At 41.0% G+C, this 8930-nt stretch carries 6 protein-coding genes; all 6 read right to left on the bottom strand.

The features are described from left to right. Window positions 1-126 precede the first annotated feature (126 nt). A complete protein-coding gene (gene holA / locus HT698_RS05690; RefSeq protein ID WP_173217646.1) occupies window positions 127-1164 on the bottom strand; it encodes a DNA polymerase III subunit delta in 1038 nt (345 codons plus the stop codon). A gap of 33 nt (window positions 1165-1197) precedes the next feature. Next, window positions 1198-2133 (bottom strand): dihydroorotate oxidase, encoded by a 936-nt coding sequence (locus HT698_RS05685; protein ID WP_173217648.1) that lies wholly within the window; start codon window positions 2131-2133, stop codon window positions 1198-1200. A 447-nt stretch (window positions 2134-2580) separates the two neighbouring features. After that, a complete protein-coding gene (gene metK / locus HT698_RS05680) occupies window positions 2581-3771 on the bottom strand; it encodes a methionine adenosyltransferase (RefSeq protein ID WP_173217650.1) in 1191 nt (396 codons plus the stop codon). A 366-nt stretch (window positions 3772-4137) separates the two neighbouring features. Beyond that, the gene (locus HT698_RS05675; protein WP_173217652.1) at window positions 4138-5481 is read right to left on the bottom strand and encodes a DEAD/DEAH box helicase; all 1344 of its coding nucleotides are present in this window, start codon (window positions 5479-5481) and stop codon (window positions 4138-4140) included. Between the two features lie 347 nt (window positions 5482-5828). After that, window positions 5829-6644, bottom strand: coding sequence for an endonuclease/exonuclease/phosphatase family protein (locus HT698_RS05670; protein WP_173217654.1), 816 nt, complete (start codon window positions 6642-6644; stop codon window positions 5829-5831). 51 nt (window positions 6645-6695) lie between these two features. After that, on the bottom strand, window positions 6696-8876 hold the full coding sequence (locus HT698_RS05665) for a PTS transporter subunit IIBC (RefSeq protein WP_173217656.1): 2181 nt from the start codon (window positions 8874-8876) through the stop codon (window positions 6696-6698). Window positions 8877-8930: the final 54 nt, after the last annotated feature.

Raw genomic sequence — 8930 nt, 5'->3', positions numbered from 1 at the left:
GCTTTGAGCAACCTGCGGCTAGTTTCCTAGTTTGCTCTTTGATTTTCATTGAGTATAAAACAAGCAAATCAGCAAGAAACCCACGACAAGATAATCTTGACACGGGTTATAGTTTCAAAAATAATTTCAATTTACCTGACTAGCAATCTGTAAGAGTGCCTTTTCAAAAAGGAAACCTTTTTCATAAAGTCCTGTCTTAATCTGATAGTCTGTCTCAATCAAATAGGAAATAGCTTGCTTCAAAAAGCTCAAGGAAAGTCCTCGTGAATCCCTCAACGCAAACTTGATTTGATAGGGATTGGGATTGCGTCCCAGATAACTACCTAAACTACTTGCAATCTGTGATTCTGTTTGCCCAGACTCCGACAAAATTTTCACCTGAGTAAAAGTCCGAAATTGTCCCAGCATGACAGCTATGAGCTTAATTTCGTCTTCCCCTTGCAAGGTCAAGTCTCTAACCAAGTCACGCGCCTGGTCCATCTTTTTAGTCAGAATAAACTGAGTTAAGTCAAAGATATTGTCCTGCAAGGTCTTGGGAATAGCGTTGACAATATCCTCTTCTTCGATAACAGAATCTGCCTTATAGGACTGTAAAAAGAGCAGATTTTTCTGGATTTCGCTAAATTGAAAACCCGACTTGACGAGAAGATTTTCAAAAGAATGATTGGTAAACTGTAGACCTTGTTTCTGGCTCCACTTTTGGAAATACTGGCGCAGTTCTTGTTCTTTGGCTTCTACTGCATCAAAAACCTTGGCATCACGCTTAAGTAATTTAACCAACCGTCTTTTGCTATCCAGCTTTCCTTCCGCAAAGATTACCAACTTGGTTGTTGGCGAAGGATTGTCAAGGTATTCCTCAAACGACTTAAGTTCATCATCTGTTAAAAAGCGTTTCTTGCCTGTTGTCATATCGACAAAATGGTCTAATATCACGATTTTTTCATCGGCAAAGAAAGGAAGGCTGACCAACTCCAGTTCAACATCCTTGTAAACCACTTCTTTCATATCAAAGTAGGCAAAGTTGAGGTCAGCAGAATCATAGCCAATCTGTTTCAATACTTGACTCTTCATCACTTCAAACTGACCCTGGTCTATGCCTGTAAACAGGCTCAGGCTCGGTAAATTTGATAAAGTCAACTTCTGGCTTTCTTCAATGGCTAGCATCTTCTCTCCTTTCTTCTGATTTTTAGATTTAATTTAATCAATATAGCGCAATTTCCCACGGAAATCTTCTAGGCTCTCGTACCCTTTTTCCACCATGATAGCTTTTAGTTCATTGGTAATGCGGTCAAAAGCACCAACTCCTTCTTTGTGAAGGGTGGTTCCCACCTGCACCATACTGGCTCCACAGAGGATATGTTCAAAGGCATCTCGACCAGTCAGAACGCCACCTGTTCCGATAATTTGGATTTGAGGATTTAAGCGTTGGTAGAAAGCATGAACATTGGCTAGAGCAGTCGGTTTGATGTACTCTCCCCCAATCCCACCGAAACCATTTTTAGGACGAATAACGACAGACTCATCTTCTATATAAAGGCCGTTTCCGATAGAGTTGACGCAGTTGACAAACTTGAGAGGATACTTGTTGAAAATAGCTGCCGCTTGGTCAAAGTGAACAATATCAAAATATGGTGGCAATTTAATTCCAAGAGGTTTGGTGAAGTAGGCAAACACCTCTGCCAAAATCCGGTCTGTTGTCTCAAAATCATAGGCAATCTGAGGTTTACCTGGAACATTTGGGCAGGAGAGATTTAGCTCAGTCAGACCACGAAACTCACTCTCTTGGACTTTTTTCAAGATAGTATGGGTTTCCTCTGGAGACATGCCAACTAGAGATAAAAAGAAAGTTCTGTTTGACTCTTTTTCCTGCAAGTCCAAAAGATAGTCCAAATAATAGTCTAAGCCCTTATTCGGCAAGCCCATAGAGTTGATAGAACCAAGTGGGACATCTTGATAGCGTGGCTCAGGATTTCCCTGACGAAATTCCAAGGTCGCTGTCTTAGTGACAAAGGTTCCTGCCGCTGAGTTTTTAACTCCTTCTAACTCCTCTATCGTCATACAAGCCACACCTGCTGCATTCATCAAGCAATTGTCAAACTCAAAACCAGCAATTTGTGATTTTGTTGATACCATGATTCTAATCCTCCAGATTCCTTTTATTGCTAATATTATACCACAGTTTTAATTCTAGGTTTACTAGATTCTATGGTTCTATCTATTTATTCGGAAAAGAAAGTCTAGTGCAGAAGTCATGCTATGGAAACAGCTAGTGTATTGGAAGTTTGAACAAGGCTTGGGTAACAGACTTTTGAATGAAGTCCAAGCAACAAGGAGAAATCTCAACCATGAGTCCATTCCATGACTCTGTTGCTATAGAAAACCTTGCAATAGTCAAGTGATAACGAATAAAACTTTGGATTGAAATATCCCCATGATTATCTATTACAAGGAGAAATCTCAACCTTTATCATTTTTAAAGAAATACATGTAAATCTCTACTTTCGCAAAATGGATTTTCAGAACAGTATCCCAGTATAGTTAAAAACTATAAAAAAGAGAGGAAGTTCCCCTCTTAAGATTTTATTTGACTGCTTCTTTTAAAGCATCTACCTTGTCCAAACGTTCCCATGGAAGATCAATATCTGTACGTCCCATGTGTCCATAAGCTGCTGTTTGACGGTAAATTGGACGCTTAAGTTCCAGCATTTGGATAATTCCTGCAGGGCGAAGGTCAAAGATTTGACGCGCTGCTTTTTCAAGCTTGCTTTCAGCTACTGTTCCTGTACCGAAGGTATCGATACGAACAGAAACAGGCTGGGCAACACCGATAGCATAGGCCAATTGCACTTCTGCCTTCTTAGCAAGACCTGCTGCAACGATATTCTTGGCAATATAACGAGCCGCATAAGAAGCTGAACGGTCCACCTTAGTCGCATCTTTACCAGAGAAGGCACCACCACCGTGACGAGAGTAGCCACCATAGGTATCCACGATAATCTTACGACCAGTCAAGCCTGAGTCTCCTTGAGGTCCACCGATTACAAAGCGACCAGTTGGGTTGATGAAGAATTTGGTTTGCTCATCCAAGTAAGAGGCTGGAATAACCTCTTTGATAACCTTGTTAATGACATCATTGTGAATTTGTTCGTTGCTGACTTCTGGATCGTGCTGAGTTGAAATAACAACTGTGTCCACACGTACTGGACGGTCATTTTCATCATACTCAACTGTAACTTGTGATTTAGCATCTGGGCGAAGATAGCTAATTTCCCCATACTTACGAAGTTCTGCCAGACGACGAACCAACTTATGACTGAGTGAAATTGGCAATGGCATGAGCTCTTCTGTTTCATCCACTGCAAATCCAAACATAAGCCCTTGGTCTCCAGCACCAATCAAATCAAGTGGATCTTGGTCTGCATTTCCACGAACCTCCAAGGCTTCGTTAACACCTTGAGCAATATCAGGTGATTGCTCAACAAGTGACGGATGGACTCCCACTGTCTCAGCAGAAAAACCATATTCTGTATTGGTGTAGCCAATCTCTGCAATGGTATCACGAACCACACGGTTAATATCCACATAGGCATTTGTAGAAATTTCACCAAAAACGTGGACGGAACCAGTATATACAGCTGTCTCAGCAGCAACGTGCGCTTCTGGATCCTCTGCTAAAATAGCATCCAAAATCGCATCTGAAATTTGGTCTGCAATCTTATCTGGATGCCCCTCAGATACAGACTCAGACGTGAATAATTTACGTTCTGACATAAAAATGTCCCCCCTTAAAAATAGTGTTATAGAGTTACAAAGTACTGATAGAAATCCCTATCATCCACGAGTTGCGACTCGAAAGAAATAAAAACGACACTTTTTTATTTCTGAAGCTAGTAAGGCGCATAGGGTGACCACCCTATAGCGACAACCGTAGAATGACGAACGACTTTGGAGCCGTCATTCTTTGCGAGTTGCGACTCGAAAGAAAAAATAGAAATTTCTACCATCTTATCGGGACTATATAACTTTACCATTATACCATTTTTAAACGCAATTTGCAGTCTATAATGTAGTGTTTCTGTATAGATAGTTCGTTCTCATAAAGCAAAAAGTTGGAGCTCAGTACTCCAACAATTGCTATTAAAATGTTTGACGTTTTGCTTTACGCTCTGCACGACCGCGAGCGCGATTTTCAGCGCGCTTGTTTTTCCGACGTTTTTCATCAACCGCCCATTGAATCTTCTTCTTATAACCTGGTTTGACTTTTTTCTTTTTCTTTTTAACCAAACCAATCATTTCAATATCAAGTTTATCTTGTTTTTTCTCACGGTTGGCACGACGGTCACGGTCATAAGTATCTTGAAATTCTCCGTCTTTGACCATCTTAGGAGTAAACTTGATTCCCAATTTCTCCAACTCACGGATATCCGAGTCATCACTTGGCTGGTAAAGGGTAATAGCTGTACCTGGTAGGCCATTGCGTCCGGTACGACCAACACGGTGGACAAAGAAGGACAAATCTTGCGGAATGGCATCATTGATAACATGGCTGACACCTTCAATATCAATTCCACGCGCCGCCAAATCTGTTGCGACAATGTACTCAAAATCCAAATTTTTAACCTGGTTCATGATACGTTTACGCTCACGAGGGGCAATATCCCCATGGATTTTCGCAACCTTCAAGCCTTGAGCAGTCAAATATGAATGCAATTCATCAGCACGTGTCTTAGTGTTAACAAAAATCATTGCCAAATACGGTTGCATCAACTGAGTTAACTGGTAAATTTGAGCATTCTTGTCACGTCCCTTAGTAGAAATCAACCAATTATCAATGGTATCAGAAATGACCGTTTTGGTCTTGATTTTCTCCATGACAGGATTTGACAAGTATTTTTTCAAGAATGGTTGCAGTTTTTGTGGAATAGTCGCTGAGAAGACCATGAATTGCAGGTCTTTTGGAAGGCTGCCAGCAATCTTATCAACAGTTTCTAAGAATCCCATATCCAAGGTCATGTCTGCCTCATCGACCACAAAGGTCTTGGCCTTGTGAATAGCCAAATCACCGGATTTAACCAAGTCGTAAATACGGCCTGGTGTTCCGATAACAATATGAGGCTGGTTACTTGCCAATTTGTCAATCTGGCGGGCCTTATCTGTACCACCCACATAATTAACCACATGAACTTCGACATCTGAGTGAGATGAAATCTGACGCGCTGCTTGGTAAATTTGAGTAGCCAACTCACGACTCGGTGCCGTAATCACTGCTTGTACACTATCGCTAGCTTCATCTAATTGCTGAAAAATCGGTAACAAGAAAGTGTGAGTCTTACCCGAACCTGTTTTTGATTCTCCAACCAAATCTCTACCTGCCAAGACAATGGGAATTAACTTATCTTGTACCTCTGTTGGAGTTGTAAATTTTAACTCCTCCAAGGCTTCTCTAATATAGTGTTTAAATTGAAATTTCGTAAATGACATACTATCCTCGATTCTATCTATCCTATCAATTATACCACATTTTATTCCATTTCAGTAGCCTCACTTATTTATACTCAATGAACATCAAAGAGCAAACTAGGAAGCTAGCCGCAGGCTGTACTTGAGTACGGCAAGGTGAAGCTGACGTGGTTTGAATTTGATTTTCGAAGAGTATTAGGCTATTTCCAGTAGCATCTCTAGTCAGAAAAAGGCTGGAATTTCATGATTCCAACCTCTTTTCATACTCAAAATCAAAGAGCAAACTAGGAAACTAGCCGCAGGCTGTACTTGAGTACGGCAAGGCGACGTTGACGTGGTTTGAAGAGATTTTCGAAGAGTATCAGTCATTATTTCCAGTTTAAAATAGCATTCAAGCCATAGTGATCACTCACTTGCGGACTATTGTTGCCATCAAATACGACATGTAAATTTTCTACCGCTAACTCCTTGCTAGTAAAAACATAGTCGATTCGAAGGGGTTCTGTATTCCCCTTCCAGCCATCAATTTCTGGTGGAACAGTATAGCTACCACTTTTCTCTTGAGCAACTTCAAAAGCGTCTTGTAAGCCTAATGGACTAGCTAAAATCGCTTGGTAGCCTTCCTGTCCAGCCGGATTGTTGAAATCTCCAGCTAGCAAAAGCGGCTTGTTCAATTCTTTCAAGACAGCCTCAAATCGTGCCCATTCTTCTTGGAAACCTTTATCCCACCAAGAAAGGTGGACACTTGCAACTGCAAGCTCCTGACCATCGACTACAGTTTCAGCCAAGGCAACACGGCGAGTATGATAGTCTGTTGGATCATCCACATCTGAAACCAAAATTTCTCTGGCTTCAATAGGTGTTTTAGACAAGATAGCCACACCTTCATGGTAGCGATCATAACCGATATGGTTATAAGCCCAGGTCCAGTAGTAATTTTTCCCTTGCTCAGACAACTTTTCAACCAAGAGTCTAACATAGTGATCTTGGTGAATAGACTCAGCTGCTGGCAAAGCTTGATAAAGGTCATTGACCTCCACCTCTGGAGATGTGATCTCCTGATTGATTTCTTGGAAACAAATCAAATCATAGTCCTTTTCAAGAATATCCTCAAGCAAAATCTGGAATTTTTCCTCTGCTTCTTTCTCCATCCAACTGTGAGTATTGAGTGTTAAAAATTTCATTCTTTTCTCCCAAAATAAGAGGTTGGAATACAGCTTCCAACCTCAAGTATATTACAATTCTACTTTAGCAACTGCTGTTTTAGCTGCAAGAGAACCTGTTTTTTCTAATTTAACTGATTTAATTGCATCACCATTTGTGAAGACAACTACTGTTGAAGTTTCACGTCCTGCTGCACGGATAGCATCCAAGTCAGCTGTGACAAGGAGATCACCTGCTACAACTTTTTGTCCTTCAGCAACATGAACTGTAAATGGTTTACCTTCAAGACTTACTGTGTCCAAACCAATGTGAACCAATACTTCAAGACCTGCTTCAGTCACAATACCAAGAGCATGTTTTGTTGGGAAGATGCTTGATACAGTACCTGAAACTGGAGATACGATATTTCCATTTGCAGGTTCTACTGCAAATCCATCACCCATCATTTTTTGAGCAAATACTGGATCTTTTACTTGTTCCAAAGCAACAACTTGACCGTCTGCTACTGAGTAAACTTCCTCAGTAAGACCTTTGAAGTGAACAGTGTTTTGTTGCGCTTCTGTCATTTGACTTGGAAGAGTTTCAGGAATGATTTCACCTGAATCAAGGATATCTTGGATATCAGATTTCAATACGTCAGCTTTTGGTCCGTAGATAGCTTGAACCCCTTGTCCTTTCATGACAAGACCCATAGCTCCTTCTGCTTTCCATTGCTCTGCATTTCCTACTTTATCTGCATCTTTAACAGTTACACGAAGACGAGTCATACATGCATCAACATCAACGATGTTTGCACGTCCACCAAGAAGGTTAATAATGTTTACAGCTTGAGAGCCTGCTGCAACTTTCACTTCGCTGCTAGATTCTTCTGAACCTTCAGCAGTTTCGTAGTTTCCGTTACGCCCTGGAGTTGCGTAGTTGAATTTTTGAATCATGAAGTTTGCGATAAAGTACATGATTACAGCAAAGAGAACAGTTACCCAAACGAAGTTAACGATATCCATACCGATACCAGCACTGATTGCAATAGGTGTACGAGTCAAGAACTCGATTGAACCGAATGAGTGCATACGTAGGTTTACGACGTCAGCCATAGCGAAGGCAGCACCTTGAACAAGTGAGTAAACAAGATACATAGGTGTTGCGACGAACATGAACATGTATTCGATTGGTTCAGTAACCCCTGTCAAGAATGTTGCAAGAGCTGTCGCAATCATCATACCTTTGTATTTGTGTTTCTTGTCAGCATCAACATTACGGTAGATAGCCACAACCACACCCATCAAGATACCGAATGAACCAATCATTTGTCCAACTTTGAAACGAGCTGGGTGAACAGTATCTAACAAGTGTTGGTATTGACTAGCATCAGCACCTTTAAGGTTTACAAGGTCTGTTACCCATGCAAGCCAAAGTGGATCTTGACCAAATACTTGGCTACCTTTTGCTGCACCAGTTAAGACTTCATAAGTACCACCAAGAGCTGTGTAGTTCATTGGGATAGTCAACATGTGGTGAAGACCAAATGGCAAGAGCAAACGTTCCAATGTACCATACAAGAATGGTGCAAGGATTGGAGCAGTTTCTTGTGAGTTGGCAATCCAGATACCAAAGCTATTGATACCAGTTTGCACAAGTGGCCAAAAAGCAGCAAGTACAATTGCAGCAATTATTGAACGAAGAATAACTACAAATGGTACAAAACGTTTTCCGTTAAAGAATGAAAGTGCATCAGGAAGCTTACGGAAGTTATAGTATTTATTGTAAGCAGTTGCTCCAATAAAACCAGAAATAATCCCTACGAATACACCCATGTTAAGTGCTGGAGCTTCCATAACACTAATGAAGTAATCAGCAACTTTGATTGATCCACCAAAGAGAGTTGTTACCATAGCTTCTGGATTCTTCAACATGTCTCCTGATACGCCAAAGATTGTACCAGTGATACGGTTGATTAGGATAAAGGCAAGACCTGCCGCAAACGCACCACCAGCACGTTCCTTAGCCCAGCTTCCTCCAATAGCGAGGGCGAACAAGATATGAAGGTTAACGATAACCCCCCAACCGATTTGCTCTAGGACACCACCAGTAATAACGAGTGGTGCAAATGTTGGGTTAATCATCACGATAGACTTACCGATTGAAATCATCAAACCAGCAGCCGGCATAACCGCGATAACCACCATCAAAGCCTTACCGAATTTTTGCCAAAATTCGAAAGACAAGACATTTTTGAATGTATCTTTCATCATTCAAATCTCCTTTATTTTTATTTAGGCAAACGTTTTACGAAAACGTTTGCACCT

The sequence above is a fragment of the Streptococcus sp. 3109 genome (assembly GCF_013276905.1).
Lineage (GTDB): Bacteria > Bacillota > Bacilli > Lactobacillales > Streptococcaceae > Streptococcus.
The sequence above is the reverse complement of the archived record's forward strand: the minus strand, read 5'-3'. Positions and strand labels throughout refer to the sequence as shown.